The following is a 15,246-nucleotide window of genomic DNA, read 5'->3' as shown; positions in this document are numbered from 1 at the left end:
GGCCGGGAACGCGCCATGCTAGTGCAGGACAAGAGCTGGCGCGCGCCAGCGCGTATGCCGTACATGCACGCGCCAAACGGCGCCCGGGGGTCGAGGGATGATCGGCGAAACCTCATTCGCAACGCACTGCCCGCCTGAAAACGGACAGCCGATGGAGAACGTCGCATGACGATCGGCTGCCCCGAATGCGGCGCGCTCGAAGACATCCCGCCGCTCACCGCGCATACCTACGCGCGTTGCCGCGCCTGTCACTTTCCGCTCGAGCGGCGTAGCGGCCGAAGCCAGACCGCGGCGCTCGCCTGCGCGGCCGCGACCTTCGTATTGCTGTTTCCGGCCAACCTCGCGCCCCTGATGTATGTCCATATGCTCGGCGTCGAACGCTCATCACTGCTGCCGTCGGGCATCGTGGAGATGTGGAACGATGGCTGGTTCATTCTCGCGGTACTGCTCGGCACCTTCGGTATCGTGCTGCCATTCATCCGCTTTGGCGGCCTCGTGATCGTCCTCGTCGCGCTGCGGCTCGGCCGGCGTACCAGAGGAATCGGTGCGCTGTTTCGCTGGACCACCTCGCTCGATATCTGGACCATGCCCGATGTCTATCTGGTCGGCTGCTTCGTCGGTTACGCGCGCGTGACGCAGAATCTGACCGGCACGATCGCCCCCGGCGGCTACTGCTTCATCGCCGCGGCGCTGCTGTCGATGCTCACGCGCGCGTCGCTCGACCGGAGAACGGTGTGGCGCGCGATCGCCGCGGAAAACGAGTTGCCGGAACATGAAGCGCCGCTGTCCTGCACGGTTTGCGATCTGGTCGTGCCGATGTCGCAGGAGGGGCGCCCCTGCCCTCGCTGCGCACTGACGTTGCGCGCTCGCAAAACCGACGCCGTCGTGCGCGCGGCTGCGCTGTCGCTCGCCGCGCTCGTTCTGACGATCCCGGCCAACCTCTTTCCGATGACCACTTCGATGCAACTCGGGCGGACCCACTCAACCCGGATCATCGACGGCGTCTACCAGCTGTTTCACGCTGGCCTGTGGCCGATCGGCATTCTGATCATCTGTACGAGCATCGTCATTCCGGTGGCGAAGATTCTCGGCATGGCATGGTTCGTCGTCTCCGTTCGGCGCCGTTCGCGCCGGCATCTGCGGCTCAAGGCGCATCTGTACCGCCTGATCGACGAACTCGGCCGATGGTCGTACGTCGACGTGTTCACGATCGCCGCGTTCGTGCCGCTGATCCGGTTCGACGGCATCGCCGCGGCCAGACCCGCCATCGGCGCCACCGCGTTCGCGCTGGTCGTGTTGCTGACGATGGCCGCTTCGCGCGCATTCGACCCGCGCCTGATGTGGGACGTCCACCCGCGGAGCAAGCGATGAGCGGCACGCGTCCCCGTCGTTCGCAGGCCCAGGTGCGGCGCAGCGCGTGGCCCGGCTGGATCTGGGCGGTGCCGGTCGCAGCCTTCGCGATGGCCGGATGGCTCGGCGTTCGCGCGTTGATGCATCAGGGCGAGACGATCACGGTAACCTTCGACAACGCGTACGGCATGAAGCCCGACGACACGATCGTCACGCTGCGCGGCGTGAAGGTCGGCGCCGTCTCGGAGATTACGCTCGCGCCCGATGGCCAACACGTGAAAGCCGAGCTCAAGATAGATCGCGCCGAAAAAAAGTATCTGCGCAGCGAGACCAGGTTTTTCCTGCGCGGCGCCCACGTTGATCTCAACGATCCAGCGTCGATCAAGGCAGTGCTGTCCGGCCCCGAGATCGTGATGGAGCCCGGGCCCGGCGAGCCGGCATCGCGTTTCGACGGTGTCGATCGCCGCCCCGCGCTCGCGCCGGGGCACGGCCCGGTCGTCACCTATCTGGTGCGCTTCGACGGTGCGGTCGGCGACCTGAAGAGTGGTGCCGATGTGCAATTGCGCGGTTTCGACGTGGGCACCGTCACCAGCGTGCGCCTGAACTACGACGCACGCACGGGCGCGCTGAGCACCCCGGTGCAGATCGCGCTGAACCCGTCGCAGCTTGGCATCGTCGGCGCGCCGCCACCGGCCAACGGGGACTGGCGCCCGCTCGTCGACGGCATGCTCACCCGCCTCGTCGCCACAGGCTTGCGCGCGCGGTTGTCGCAAGATCCGCCGCTTGTCGGCGCGGACAAGATCAACCTCGACTTCGTGCAAGGCGCGCCGGTGGCGACGCTCGCCAGCGAGGACGGTCTGCCCGTCATTCCGAGTGTCGCCGCCGCGAATCTCGACACGACGATGGCCAAGGCCAACGAGGTGATCCAGAAAATCGACGATCTTCCGATCCGGCAAACCGGCGAACAGGTCCGCAGTATCGCCGCGCATATCAACGCGCTCAGTTCCTCGCCTCAGATCAAGGACAGCCTGACGCACATCGACCACTCGGTCGCGCAGATCGATCACACGTTGCAGCAGGTCTCGCCACAGATCGGTCCGCTCGTCGCGCAATTGCGCGAGACGGCGAACGCGGCCGATCGCACCGTTGCCGCGGCGAACCGGACGCTAGGCGGCGACGCGTCGAGCCAGAACGACCTGCCTGCCGCCATGCAGGAGCTGACCGACACCGCACGCTCGATTCGGGCACTGGCCGACTATCTCGACCGCCATCCGGAGGCGCTGATCCATGGCAGGCAGCAGGAGGCTCAATGATGACGAGGTCCACGTTCCCCGTCGGACGCGCCGTCGGGGCATCGCTCGCGACGAGCGTCAGGACGGCGGCGTTTGTCGTAACCGTCGCGGCAATGACGCTCGCCGGATGCGGACACAGCATACCGACACGCTACGTGACGTTGAACCCGATGCCCGCCGACGCGCCGCCCGCCACGGCGCCGATCCCACCGATTCAACTGACCGCCGTGCATATTCCCGCGGTGCTCGATCGGCTCGAAGTCGTCACGCTGGCTTCGCAGAACCGGCTGACGATCGACGATAGCGACCGGTGGGGCGCACCGCTCGCTCTGATGATGCGCAAAACGCTTGCCCAGGACTTGCTGATGCGACTGCCCGCCGGATCGTTCGTCGTTCCGGATGCACCCGCGCCGCCCGGCACGCGCAGGCTGGTCGTCACCGTGCTGAATGCCACGGCCGACCCGCGCGGCACGCTGACGCTGCAAGCGGAGTGGACGCTGCTGGCCGGGCACTCGGATCACGCGCCGCAGCGGCAGCAGGTGACGCTCGACTCCGTGATCAATGGACACGATGCGCTCGCGCAGGCGGCCGCGTTGAGCCGCGTTCTCGGCGATTTGGCCGACCGGATCGCGGCGTCGGTCCTCGCGCACTGACCGACGGCGTCGAGTTCGCTGCTGCGTCGATCACGCGGTACCGTTATCGCCTTTCCTTGCGGAAAGCCGGTTGAAACGCTGCTCGACCACGCGTGTTCCCCATTGCGTGCCTTCCGATTCTTCACTTGACCGAAAGCCGAATGACTCGTACAGATGACGCGCCGCGTCGAGCCCCTTGAACGTCCATAGATAGGTTTCGTCGAACCGCCCGTCGACGAAACGCATGGCATGCGACAGCAATTGCCGTCCAATCCCGGCGCCGCGCAAAGAATCGTCGACGATGAACCAGCGCAAATGATCGACAGCCGTGTCGTTATCCCCGTCGATCACGACAGACGCGAGCGTACGGCCGTTTTCGACGTATAGCCAAAGCCCTTTACCTTCGGCCGGCAAGGCCCCCGCGAACTCCGCCAGCCCCGTCGCGACCTTCCTTTCGAAGAAGGCGCCGAAACCCCAGTGTTGCGCGTAATAGCGCCCGTGCAGACTCGCGATATCGCCGATGCAGCCGGCTTGGTAGCCTTCCACGATTGCCGCGGACCCCGCTTCCGTCGCGGCAAGCACCAGCCGGCGGGAAAACTCGCGGAGTTCGAGAATCGTCGTGTCGCGGGGCTTGGCGGGGGCGTCAAATCGGATTGCCCAGTGGACAGCGCTGCCTTGATGCGCGCCTTGATGCGCGGCCTTTAAACGGCGTCGGGTACCTGACGAGTCTTCAGAAACGCTTCGAGCGTTTCGCCGCGCATGCTCGCGTACACGCCGAGATTGGTGATCTTCACCACACGCGCGAACTTCTCGAGCACGAAGAAAGACACCCCATAACGGATCAGACCGATCCAGTCGGTGTTGTCGACCAGCGTGCGTTCTTCCGGCGTCAGGCCGGCCGCATCGTATGAGGCGGTGCGGTTTTCGAGCCACAGCGCGCGCGCCGACGCTTCGCGCATCTGCCAGAAAAAACGGTTCAGGCGCATCGCCTTCATGCTCTGGCGGATATCGAACGGATACGTGCCGGTCAGTTCTTCGACGCCAACCAGTTGCGGATTCATTACGCCACCTCTTCTTCGTAGATCGTCACGGCCATCGCGGTGCTGGTCGCCAGGTAGTAGCTGCGATGCAGTTCGCGGACCTTCTGACCCAGGGCGCCGCGCATCGCGAGCCACATGATCGTCTCGACGCTTTCCGCGCCGCCGAGGCGCACGTAATCGACGTGCTTCATCGCGGCAAGACGCTCCGGATCGCTGACGATCAGGTCGAGGAACTCCATGTCCCATTCGGTGTTGTTGAAGCCGCTGCGTTCGCCATGCACCTGGTGCGACAGCCCGCCCGTGCCGACCACCACGACCTTCAGGTCCTGCTCGAACGATTCGATCGCGCGACGCAGCGCCTGGCCGAGCCGGTAGCAGCGATTCGCGGTGGGCAGCGGATACTGCAGCACGTTCACTTCGAGCGGCACCAGCGACAGCGGCCAGCCGCCCTGATGCGGCAGCATCAGCGACAGCGGCGAATTGACGCCGTGATCGAGCGGGCGGTCCTGGAAGACGGTCAGATCGAATTCGTCGGCGACCAGTTGCTCGACGATATGGATCGCGAGATCCGGATGACCGGCGATGTCGGGCAGCGGACGCTTGCCGGCGCCTTCATCGGCGAATTCGTGATTGGGCGACACGCCGAGCGCGAACGTGGGATAGCAGTCGAAGAAGAAGCTGTTCGCGTGGTCGTTGTAGAACATCACCATCACGTCGGGCTTCTGCTCGGCCAGCCACTGCGCCACCGGTTCATAACCCTTGAACATCGGCGCCCATGCCGGTTCGTCCTGCTTGCCCTTGTCGTACGCCAACCCGATCGTGGGTACATGGGACGTGCCGATACCACCAATGATTCTTGCCATATTCGTTCTCTTCCGTCACTTCGTGCTGCTGCCAATCGGATGGGTCGCCAGGTTTACCGCGCTAGTCACCACGACCGTCTTGGGATACAAAGATAGAAATTGTGCCGCGATACGGGAAGCACGGGTATACCTCAGGCAGCGCCGGGTTGACGAGTAAAAACCCGGCATTTGCGCGGCCGGAGCGCGGATGAAGCGCACCCCGACCCACGCCGCGCAGGGCTCCCTCGGTATCCCAAGCCCGTGAGGCAAGCCTTCCGCGACGCCTTGGCATCTCGTCACGCGATAAATAAAACAGATGGCCCGGAAAACAACTCGCAACGCGCATTTTTAAGGCTTGGAGCGGTGCTGCACGCGTGGCTATACTGCGCTGCTTCCGACGAGCGACCAAACGATGAACGAGACCACCCAGCAAGCGATTGTGCAGACCTTACGCGAGAAGATCCTGTCGGGCGAACTGTCGCCCGGGCAGCGGCTCGTCGAAGCGCAGCTTGCGCAATGGCTCGGCGTGTCGCGCACGCCGCTGCGTTATGCGTTGAGCGTGCTGTCGTCGGAAGGCCTGCTCGATCGTTCGGGCTCGCGCGGTTACGTCGTGCGCCGCTTCAGCGTGCGCGACGTGCTCGACGCGATCGACGTGCGCGGCGTGCTCGAGGGACTCGCCGCGCGCTCGGTCGCCGAAAACGGCGTGAGCCCCGCGCTCGCCGCCGCGCTCGACGACTGCCTGCGTGAAGGCGACGCGATCTTCGAGCAAAAGCATCTGCAGCCAGGCGACGACGTGCGCTACGCGCAGATGAACAGCCGCTTTCATGCGCTGATCGTCGACGCGGCGCAGAACCAGGCGGTCACGGCCGCGCTCAGTCTGAACGACAAGGTGCCGTTCGTGTCGCCGTTCACGATCGCGTTCGACGAATCCGCGCGCGAGCGTCAATTCATGATGCTGATGTACGCGCATCGCCAGCATCACGCGATCGTCGACGCGCTGAAAAAAGGCGAAGGCGCGCGCGTCGATGCGTTGATGAAGGAGCACACGCATATCTCGAAGGAAAGTCTGAATCTGTCGCTGCCGTCGTTGCATCTGATCGCGGGCGCGGCATGAGCAACGACACGCTTTCCGCCGCCACCAGCCAGGCGACCGCCAAAGCGCCGCTGTCGGTCAGCAGCAAGGACCTGCTCAATCTCGCGCAACTGCGCGCATTCCGGCTCGTCGCCGATATGGGCAGCGCGACGCGCGCGGCAGCCGCGTTGTTTCGCGCGCAGTCGGCGGTCACGCGCTCCGTGCAGGAGCTCGAGTCGGCGCTCGGCGAACCGCTGTTCGATCGCGGTCCTTCGGGCATGCTGCCCACTCCGGTCGGCCGCGCGGTGCTGCATCGCTGCGAGCGGATCTTCGCTGAACTCGAAGAACTCGCCCGATGGTGCGCCGCGCGACAGACGCGCCGCCGGCCCGTCGCGGAAGGCGCATTGCCCGCGTACCTGCTCAACACGCGGCGGTTGCAACTATTCGCGGCGCTCGCTCGGCATCGGCATATGCCGAGCGCGGCAAAAACCTTCGGCATCAGCCAGCCCGCGGTGAGTACCGCGATCCGGGTACTCGAAAGCGGCTCGGGACTGAGTCTGTTTCACCGCAGCCCGCGCGGTATTCTGCTGACGGCCGAGGGCGAAACGTTCCTGCTTCACGTACGCCGCGCGCTGAACGAACTGCGCCACGTCCCCGACGATATCGCCGCATTGCACGGCAAGATTCAGGGCTCGGTGACAGTCGGCGCGTTGCCGCTCGGGCGCACGCTGATCCTGCCGAAGGCGATCGCGCGAATGACCTCGGAGAACCCGGGCGTGCGCGTGGTGACCGACGAAAGCGCCTACGAGACGCTCGTGGCCGGTCTGCGCGCGGGCGACATCGATTTCATTCTCGGCGCGCTGCGCGACAACGACGCGACAAGCGGCCTGAAAAACGAGCGGCTGATGTCGGAAGACATGGTGGTGCTGGTGCGCCGCGGTCATCCGCTGACTCACGCGCACGATCTGACCATCATGGGTCTGCGCGACGCGCAGTGGATTCTGCCGCGCAGCAACGCGCCGGCGCGTGCGCTGTTCGAAACGCAATTCAAGCGGATGAAGGTGAAGCCGCCTCTGCCGACCGTCGAGACCGCCGACCTCGCGGTAATTCGCGGCCTGCTGCTCGGTACCGACATGGCGGCGGCCTTGTCGGCGCAGCAGCTGCATCACGAGATTCAGTCCGGGCAACTGGTGGTGCTCGATGTACCGCTGCACAACACGCGGCGCGAGATCGGCCTGACGATGCGCGCGGCGGGCACGCCGTCACCGGCCGCGCGCGCATTGATCGACGCGATCCGGCTGTCGGTCGTCGATGTGACGCGCACCGTCAGTATCGGCGCGAACTGAGCACTTCCATTGATTAGGGGCGACACAGAGTTGATGTCGAGGGTGATTTCCCCGATGTACGCGAGGCTTCTTGCGTTGCGCCTGGTTCGTGCGTTCATTGGCATTGGAAAAGGACTTCGTCATAAGCCTGCGAAGACGCGCACCGCATTGGACCGCCGCGCAAGGAACCGTGCCGGCTCCGGCACGAACCGCATGCGGAAATAGCATAGCGAATGACGCGTTAATGAAGCATCGCCGTATCACCTGCGGCGACAATTCTCCGACAATAGAAGAGTGCGCACCTCACCACGCGGCGCCTCGACGACACCCGGAGAAAACGTAATGAACAAACGCCAGTTCCTGACCAGCGCCGCGGCACTGGGCGCGGCGGTCGCGCCCGCATTCGGCTCGAAGCGTGAGCACGCCGAATGCGGGCCGTCTCCAGTCGTCCTGACGATCTCCGGCGCGATCAGGCACAGCAATCGCGGCGCGCTCAATCCGGCTCTCGATCAACTGCTGGCGAAGCACCAGGTGAAGTTTTCGCAAGCGTACGGCGTCGCTCTGCCGTGGCTCGCCAGCATGAAGACCGTGACGATCCATCCGACGATCGAATACGATGCGCACATGCATACGTTTAGCGGTCCGCTGCTCACCGACGTGCTCGCAAACGTCGGCGCGCCCGACGCTGGCAGCACGCAAATCGTCATGCACGCGGTCGATGGCTACGCGGTGTTGACGACGCTCGACAAGGTGCGCGAGTATCACTTCATCGTCGCGACACAAATGGACGGCAAGCCGCTGGCGCTCGGCGGCATGGGGCCGTTATGGGCGATCTACGACGCCGATCAGATTCCCGAACTCGCGGCCAAGCCACTGAAGGACCGCTTCGAATTGTCGCCGTGGGGCCTGTATCACATGCAGCTCACAGAGGCGTCATAGCGCGCCGCCGAATCGCTCGACGCACGCCTGCCGCACGCGCTCGACCGAGCTCGCCCAGTCCTCGCCCGGCGCGCGCCGGAACAGGCGCAGCGTGTACCGGCGCATTGCGCGCTTCGTCCTCGCCCTGCCCCTTCTGCAAGCTCACGAAGCTCAGGCCGTCATTGCGAATGAAAGGATCGCGCGGTGATGCTAGAATCGCGCCCGTCTTTTCTTCGACGATCATGACTCGACACTCGCGCAACCACCTGACCGCATGGCTTGGCCTCGTCGCCATGTGGCTCGTCGTGTTCGCGCCGCTCGTGAGTCAGTTGCTCGAATCGGGCCGCGCCCACGAGCCGATTGCCGCGCTATGTTCGGCGCTTCATCCGGCTGGCGCAAGCAATGTGAGCGATGCGAGCGTCGTCGCTCAAACCAGCTCCGCGCCCGTGCATCTGAGCCACGACGATGCATTCGGCGCCTGCGGCTACTGTCATCTGCTCGAACATCACGTCGCGATGCCGACGCTCGCCGCCGTCGAGCCGCCGGCCGCGCTGCCGCTGGCCGGCACCGCGCCGCCCACGCTGTCCACCCGCTTCACCCCGCTTGGCGCCTTCCCGTCGGGACGTCCGCGCGCCCCACCTGCCGTTTCCTGATCGCTACCGGTTCTGATCGCGCCTTCGTCGCCCACATCGACGAGGCCTGCGATCGCCTGTTCAATGCATCGAGGAAACGCTCATGTTCAACTTCGCGCTGCGAAGGCTCTCTTATTGCGTCCGTCGTGACGCTGTCTTTTCCGCTCATCGCGCGGTTCGTCGTTCCGTTCTTTGGCCCGCGCTCATGCCTGCCTTCGTGCCGGCTTTCGTCGCAACACCCACGCATGCCGCCGACGCAAACACCGACGCGACGCTGCCCGCCGTCAGCGTCAGTGCGAGCGCAAGCGCGAGCGCCGCACCGCGCGCCGTCGACCCGAACCTGCCCGCCTCCGTCGAAACCGTGACGCGCGATCAGTTCGCGAACTGGAACGTCGTCAACACCGAGGACGTGCTCAAGTACATGCCGAACCTGGCGGTACGCAAGCGCTTTACCGGCGATCTGAATTCGATCATCGCGGTGCGCGGCACCGGCAATACGCAGAGCGCGCGCGGCCTCGTCTATGCGGACGGCTTGCTGCTGAGCAACCTGCTCGGCAATAGCTATTCGTTTCCGCCGCGCTGGTCGATGGTGTATCCCGACGAAATCCAGCAGGTCGACGTCATCTACGGGCCGTTTTCCGCGCTGTATCCGGGCAATTCGCTCGGCGCGACCGTGCTGATCAGCACGCGCATGCCAAAGCAGTTCGAGGCCAACGCCGACGTGAAGGCATTCACGCAGCACTTCAGCCTGTTCGGCGTGAACCAGAGCTTCAACGGCAGCGAAGCGAGCGCGTCGATCGGCGATAGCATCGGCAAGTTCTCGTACCGGCTCGGCGTCAATCATCTCGAGAACACGAGTCAGCCGCTGCAATTCGCAACCCTCGCTAAATCGACCACGCCCGCAAAGGCCGGCGACACGCCCGTCACCGGCGCCTATTTCTACAACAACCAGACCAATGCGCCGACGGCCGTGCTCGGTGTGAACGGCGAAGGCATCGAGCACACGGTGCAGGACCAGTTCAAGCTGAAGATGCAGTACGACTTCACGCCGACGCTGCAGGGCGGCTTCACGCTCGGCTACTGGCACCAGACGTACAACAGCGAAACATCGACGTTCCTGCGCGACGCGGCCGGCAACCCTGTGTACAGCGGCAACGTATCGATCAACGGTTACCACTACACGATTCCGGCGGCCGCGTTTGCGCCGGGTGTCGGGCACAGCGAGAACTGGCTCTACGGCGTGTCGCTGAAAACGCGCAACGCGACCGGCTGGAACGGCGAGGCGATCGCCTCGTATTACGACATCGGCAATGGCGTCGCACGCACCGCGAATGCCGGCGGCCCGGGCAATGGCCCCGGCACCGTGCTGTTCAACGACGGCACCGGCTGGAAGACGCTGGACCTGCGCGGCACCTATACGCCCGCGACGAACCAGCCAGGACTGGCCAATCACGCACTGAGCGTCGGCTACCACTACGACAACTACTTCGTCGACAACCAGACCTACAACACGCTGGACTGGCGCGACGGCGACGCGACCTCGTTCGCCAACGCGTTCACCGGCAAGACGCAGACGCAAGCTCTTTATGCGCAGGACGCGTGGCGCTTTCTGCCGCGCTGGAAGCTCGTCTACGGCGCGCGCTATGAAGACTGGCAAGCCTACGATGGCGCACAGTCGCTGCCCGGCACGACGATCGCGTACAGCGATGCCAGCCAGCGCCACCTTTCGCCGAAGGCGTCGTTATCGTTCGATGTCAGCGACGAGCTGACTTTGCGCGCGTCAATCGCTCGCGCGTATCGCTTTCCGACCGCGAGCGAACTGTTCCAGGGGCAAATCAACGGCTCCGCGATCGTCAACAACAATCCATATTTGCAGCCCGAAGACGATCTGTCGAAAGAGCTGAGCGCCGAATGGGCGCATTGGAGTGGCGTGTTCCGCTTCTCCCTGTTTCAGGACGACGTGAAGAACACGATCTTCAGTCAGACCGACACCACCGTGATTCCGAACGTGACGAACTTCCAGAACATCGGCAAGGTTCGCTCGCGCGGCGTCGAAGCAAGCTATTCGGGCGAGGACGTGTTCGTGCGCGGGCTCGATCTGCTCGCGAGCGTCGCGTACACGCAGTCGAAGATCCTCGAGAACGCACGGAATCCGGCCTCGGTCGGCAAGTACTTCTACCGCATTCCATTGTGGCGCGCGAATCTTGCCGCGACGTATCACTTCGACGCGCGCGCGGCGTTGACGCTCGCTGCGCGTTACTCGGGTCGTCAGTACAACACGCTGACGAATACCGACACGAACCCCAACGTGTTCGGCGGCACCAGCACCTACACGGTCGCCGACGCGAAGTTCACGTTCAAGCCGACGAAGCTCAGCGAACTCGGCATCGGCGTCGACAACCTGTTCGACGCACGCTACTTCGTCTACCACCCGTATCCTGGCCGCACGTTTTATGTCGAAGCGAAGCTGCATATCTGAGCCTGACGCAAGACGCGGCAAACCGCTTGTCGCACACGAACCATCGACCCATTTGCCCGACGAGGATTTCATGTCCACGACTCGAACCGCTGCCGCCACGAGCGGCCCCGCACATCCAGGCTATCGAACCCTGTGGCGCTGGCACTTTTACGCGGGCCTCTTCGTGATGCCTTTTCTACTCGTGCTCGCCATCACCGGCACGCTGTATTGCTTCCAGCCGCAGATCGAGCCGCTGGTTTATCGACAGCAACTGGTCGTCGCACCGCAAGCCGTGCCGAGGCTGGCCGACAACGCGCTGCTCGCGAAAGCGCGCGCGGCGATGCCGCCCGGCTCGATCGCGACGACCGCCGTGATCACGCGCGATCCGCAACGCAGCGCGGAATTCGTATTTCGTCTCGCGGACGGCACGCAGCAGAGCGTCTATCTGAATCCGTATAGCGGCGAGGTGCTGGGCACGCTGAGCGTCGAGCATCGCTTGATGCAGGTGGATCGCATGCTTCATCGCAAGCTGCTGCTCGGCAAGCCCGGCGAACTGCTGATGGAACTGGCCGCATGCTGGACGCTCGTGATGATCGGCACCGGCGTCGCGCTATGGTGGCCGCGCGGCAAAACGACCACGCGCGCTGTGCTGCTGCCGCGCCGGGCGCTGAAAGGACGTCCGCTATGGAAAAGTCTTCACGCGGTGATCGGCATCTGGCTCGCCCTCGGCGCACTTGCGTTCGTATTGACGGGGCTGCCGTGGACCGGCTCGTGGGGCAAGCAGTTCAAGGCGTTCGCGACCGCGACGCAGCTTGGCGCTCCGCCGGGCGCGTGGGGCGGTTTGCCGTTGCGCTCCATCGTGCCGGGAACGCCCTCGGACCACCCGGACCACGCGAGCGCCACGCTCGCGCATGCCACGCGCGCCGACATGGGCTCGATGCCCGGCATGGTCATGGACGACCTGCCGTTGCCGCTGACGCCGTGGGCCGCGGGCAACACGAGCGTGCCCTCTTCCGCGGCCACCGACGCGGCGCAGCCTCTGTCGCTCGGGCATATCGTCGCGCTCGCCGCGTCGCTCGGTATCGCGGACGGCTACCGCATCGTGCTGCCGAACTCCGCAGCCGGCGTCTACACGCTCTCCTGGTTCCCCGCGAATCCCAAAGACGAACGCACGCTGTACGTCGACCAATACAGCGGCGCGATCCTGAAGGACATTCGCTACGGCGATTACGGCGCGATCGCGAAGGCCGTGTCGTACGGCACCTCGCTGCATATGGGTCGCTACTTCGGCGTCGCGAATCAGATACTGTGCGCGGCCATTTCGCTCGGCCTTGGCGCGCTCGCTGTGACCGGCTTCGTGATGTGGTGGAAACGTCGGCCGCAACGCTCGCTCGGCGCGCCGTCGCGCGAGCGCGCCGCGCCGCCGATGCGTGGCTGGACAACCGGCCTCGCGCTTCTCGGCGTCGTTTTCCCGCTGATGGGCGCAACGCTCGTCGCGGTGTGGCTGCTCGACCGGCTGGTTTTCGGCCGTGACCCACGACCGGAACCGAACGGCGTCGCGTGAGATCAAGACGAGCCGGGGCGCACCGCTTGTGCCTAACGAGCGCTTACGATATATTTTGCTCGATTATGATCGATTCACGCCGAAACGGAGACGAGACATGCAGCGAACCCGGGAAGATGCAATCAACGGGCTACTGCCCGAGCAACGCGAAGCACTGATTCTGGAGCGATTGCGCACGCATGGTCGCGTGCTCGCGGCCGAGCTGGCCGCCGAGCTGCAGATCTCCGAGCACACCGTGCGCCGTCATCTGCGCGATCTCGCGGATCAGGGGCACTGCAAGCGCGTGTACGGCGGTGCGCTACTGATGTCGCCCGCCGACAAACCCGCGGCGCTGCGCATGCATGAGGCCGTCGATCGCAAGGCACGCCTTGCCGCGGCGGCCGTATCGATCGTTCGTCCGAAGCAGATCGTGCTGCTCGACGCGGGCACGACGAACGTCGCGATCGCGTCGGCGCTGCCCGACAACGCCGGCCTGACCGTCGTCACGAATTCGCCCGAAGCCTGCGCGCGGTTGCTGAACCGCCCGGGTATCGACGTGATCCTGATCGGCGGCCGCGTCGCCGGCGGCGCGGCGGGCTCGCTCGGCGCGACCGCGCTGCTGCAGATCCAGCAGATCCGCGCGGACCTCTGTTTTCTCGGCGCCTGCGCCTTCGACCCCGACGAAGGCGTCGCCGTATTCGACGCAGAGGACGCCGAACTGAAACGCGCGATGGTCAAAGCGAGTAGCCAGATCGCCATCGCACTGACTTCGGAAAAGCTCATGACAGCGGCGCCGTTCGCGGTAGCGCCTGTTTCGGCCGTCGATTATCTGTTCGTCGAAGCGGACGTGCCGCACGCGCGTGTCGCGAGCCTCCAGGCCGTCTGCGATAACGTGATGGCGGCACGCCCATGAGCTCACTCGTCAGGGAACGCATCGCGACCCTCGCCGTCTTTCTCGCCAACGGTTTCGGCATCGGCGCATGGGCGGTCGAGGTGCCGCGCATCAAGGAAAGCCTGGCGCTCAGCGACACCTCGCTCGGCATCGCGCTGTTCTGCTTCGCGCTCGGCGCCATCGTTGCGATGCCGCTCGCGGGACAGCTCGCGCCGCGCGTCGGCAGCGGCCGCGCGACCGCGCTGCTCGGCGCGGCATTCGCGATCGCGTTGCCGTTGCCCGCGCTCGCGCCGGGCATGCTGACGTTGTGCGTGGTGCTGTTTGCGCTTGGCGCGTCGAACGGCGCGCTCGACGTGTCGATGAACGGACATGCGAGCGCGATCGAAACACGCTGGCCCGCGCCAATCATGTCGTCGTTTCATGCCGCGTGGAGCGCGGGCGGCCTGCTTGGCGCGGCGAGCGGCGCGATGTTGCAGAAAAGCGGCGTCGGCGTCATGGGCGGGCTGTTCGCGCCCGATCTGTTCATCGCGGCCCTGATCATTTTCGCCGCGTCGTTTGCGTTGCGCGATATCGGTCCGCGCGCGGCCGCCGCGTCGAGCGGCTTCGCATGGCCCGACAGCAGCGTGATGAAACTGGCGCTGCTCGCGTTCATGTGCATGCTCGTCGAAGGCGCGGTGGCCGACTGGAGCGCGGTGTACCTGCGCTCCACATTGAACCAGGAAGCGAGCGTCGCCGCGATCGGCTACTCCGCGTTCGCGTTTTCGATGGCGGCCTGCCGGATCGCCGGCGATGCATCGGTGCGGCGCTTCGGTTCGAGCAAGGTCGTCGCGCTCGGCGGTCTGATCGCGCTCGCCGGACTCGCGCTCGTGCTGAGCCTGCCGACGGTGCTGACCGCGTGCGTCGGCTTCGCGATGGTCGGCATCGGTCTCGCGAATATCGTTCCGGTGATTTTCAGCGCGGCGGGCCGCTCGAGCGCGACGCCGGCGATCGGCGTGTCGATGGCGGCCACGTTCGGCTATGCGGGCTTTCTGGTCGGGCCGCCGCTGATTGGTTTCGGTGCCGGCGTGCTCGGCCTGCGCGCGGCGCTGGGCGTGCTCGTGATGGCCACGCTGATCGTGTCGCTGCTGGGCGGCAAGGCGGTGCGCGCCGCGCAACCCGCGTAGCCAGCGTTATTTCGCTTTCTTGTCGAGCACGGCAAGCGGCTTGCGAACGGGTAACGCATCGCGTGCCGCATGCTGACCCAATGGCCA

The 15,246-nt window shown here is 65.3% G+C and carries 13 protein-coding genes and 1 pseudogene; 11 read left to right on the top strand and 3 right to left on the bottom strand.

Annotated features, from left to right (window positions below; translation table 11 throughout):
- Nucleotides 1-165: 165 nt before the first annotated feature.
- From HDG33_RS10845 to HDG33_RS10835, 3 genes are read left to right on the top strand one after another with little or no spacing between them, the layout of a single operon-like run.
- Nucleotides 166-1,371 carry a paraquat-inducible protein A gene (locus HDG33_RS10845; RefSeq protein ID WP_184025534.1) on the top strand — a complete coding sequence of 402 codons (1,206 nt, stop codon included), beginning with the start codon at nt 166-168 and terminating at the stop codon, nt 1,369-1,371.
- The gene (locus HDG33_RS10840) at nt 1,368-2,663 is read left to right on the top strand and encodes an MlaD family protein (protein ID WP_184025531.1); all 1,296 of its coding nucleotides are present in this window, start codon (nt 1,368-1,370) and stop codon (nt 2,661-2,663) included. The genes HDG33_RS10845 and HDG33_RS10840 overlap by 4 nt, the downstream gene beginning before the upstream one ends.
- Nucleotides 2,660-3,295 (top strand): membrane integrity-associated transporter subunit PqiC, encoded by a 636-nt coding sequence (locus HDG33_RS10835; RefSeq protein ID WP_184025528.1) that lies wholly within the window; start codon nt 2,660-2,662, stop codon nt 3,293-3,295. Before HDG33_RS10840 ends, HDG33_RS10835 begins: the two co-directional genes overlap by 4 nt.
- 30 nt (nt 3,296-3,325) lie before the next feature.
- Here the strand turns inward: HDG33_RS10835 and HDG33_RS10830 are convergent.
- From HDG33_RS10830 to HDG33_RS10820, 3 genes and pseudogenes are all read right to left on the bottom strand, one after another.
- Nucleotides 3,326-3,847, bottom strand: a pseudogene (locus tag HDG33_RS10830) (GNAT family N-acetyltransferase); the annotation flags it as partial.
- Nucleotides 3,848-3,975: 128 nt separating this feature from the next.
- Nucleotides 3,976-4,335, bottom strand: coding sequence for a protocatechuate 3,4-dioxygenase (locus HDG33_RS10825; RefSeq protein ID WP_090806862.1), 360 nt, complete (start codon nt 4,333-4,335; stop codon nt 3,976-3,978).
- Entirely contained in the window at nt 4,335-5,177 is an 843-nt protein-coding gene (locus HDG33_RS10820; protein ID WP_184025524.1) for a gallate dioxygenase, read from the bottom strand. Before HDG33_RS10820 ends, HDG33_RS10825 begins: the two co-directional genes overlap by 1 nt.
- 391 nt (nt 5,178-5,568) lie before the next feature.
- On the opposite strand from HDG33_RS10820, the gene HDG33_RS10815 reads away from it, so the two are divergent.
- From HDG33_RS10815 to HDG33_RS10780, 8 genes are all read left to right on the top strand, one after another.
- The gene (locus HDG33_RS10815; RefSeq protein WP_184025521.1) at nt 5,569-6,270 is read left to right on the top strand and encodes a GntR family transcriptional regulator; all 702 of its coding nucleotides are present in this window, start codon (nt 5,569-5,571) and stop codon (nt 6,268-6,270) included.
- Nucleotides 6,267-7,574 carry a LysR family transcriptional regulator gene (locus tag HDG33_RS10810; protein ID WP_184025518.1) on the top strand — a complete coding sequence of 436 codons (1,308 nt, stop codon included), beginning with the start codon at nt 6,267-6,269 and terminating at the stop codon, nt 7,572-7,574. Before HDG33_RS10815 ends, HDG33_RS10810 begins: the two co-directional genes overlap by 4 nt.
- A 321-nt stretch (nt 7,575-7,895) precedes the next feature.
- Entirely contained in the window at nt 7,896-8,492 is a 597-nt protein-coding gene (locus HDG33_RS10805; RefSeq protein WP_184025515.1) for a molybdopterin-dependent oxidoreductase, read from the top strand.
- 221 nt (nt 8,493-8,713) lie between these two features.
- On the top strand, nt 8,714-9,124 hold the full coding sequence (locus HDG33_RS10800; protein WP_184025512.1) for a DUF2946 domain-containing protein: 411 nt from the start codon (nt 8,714-8,716) through the stop codon (nt 9,122-9,124).
- Between the two features lie 184 nt (nt 9,125-9,308).
- Nucleotides 9,309-11,582, top strand: a complete 2,274-nt coding sequence (locus HDG33_RS10795; protein ID WP_409258995.1) for a TonB-dependent receptor — start codon at nt 9,309-9,311, stop codon at nt 11,580-11,582.
- Nucleotides 11,583-11,652: 70 nt separating this feature from the next.
- Nucleotides 11,653-13,125 (top strand): PepSY domain-containing protein, encoded by a 1,473-nt coding sequence (locus HDG33_RS10790; RefSeq protein ID WP_184025506.1) that lies wholly within the window; start codon nt 11,653-11,655, stop codon nt 13,123-13,125.
- 97 nt (nt 13,126-13,222) lie between these two features.
- On the top strand, nt 13,223-14,017 hold the full coding sequence (locus HDG33_RS10785; protein ID WP_184025503.1) for a DeoR/GlpR family DNA-binding transcription regulator: 795 nt from the start codon (nt 13,223-13,225) through the stop codon (nt 14,015-14,017).
- A complete protein-coding gene (locus HDG33_RS10780) occupies nt 14,014-15,159 on the top strand; it encodes an MFS transporter (RefSeq protein WP_184025500.1) in 1,146 nt (381 codons plus the stop codon). Before HDG33_RS10785 ends, HDG33_RS10780 begins: the two co-directional genes overlap by 4 nt.
- Nucleotides 15,160-15,246: the final 87 nt, after the last annotated feature.

This window comes from Paraburkholderia sp. Cpub6, assembly GCF_014201065.1.
In the GTDB taxonomy this organism is placed as follows: domain Bacteria; phylum Pseudomonadota; class Gammaproteobacteria; order Burkholderiales; family Burkholderiaceae; genus Paraburkholderia; species Paraburkholderia tuberum.
This window is presented reverse-complemented; position numbering and strand designations above follow the sequence as displayed.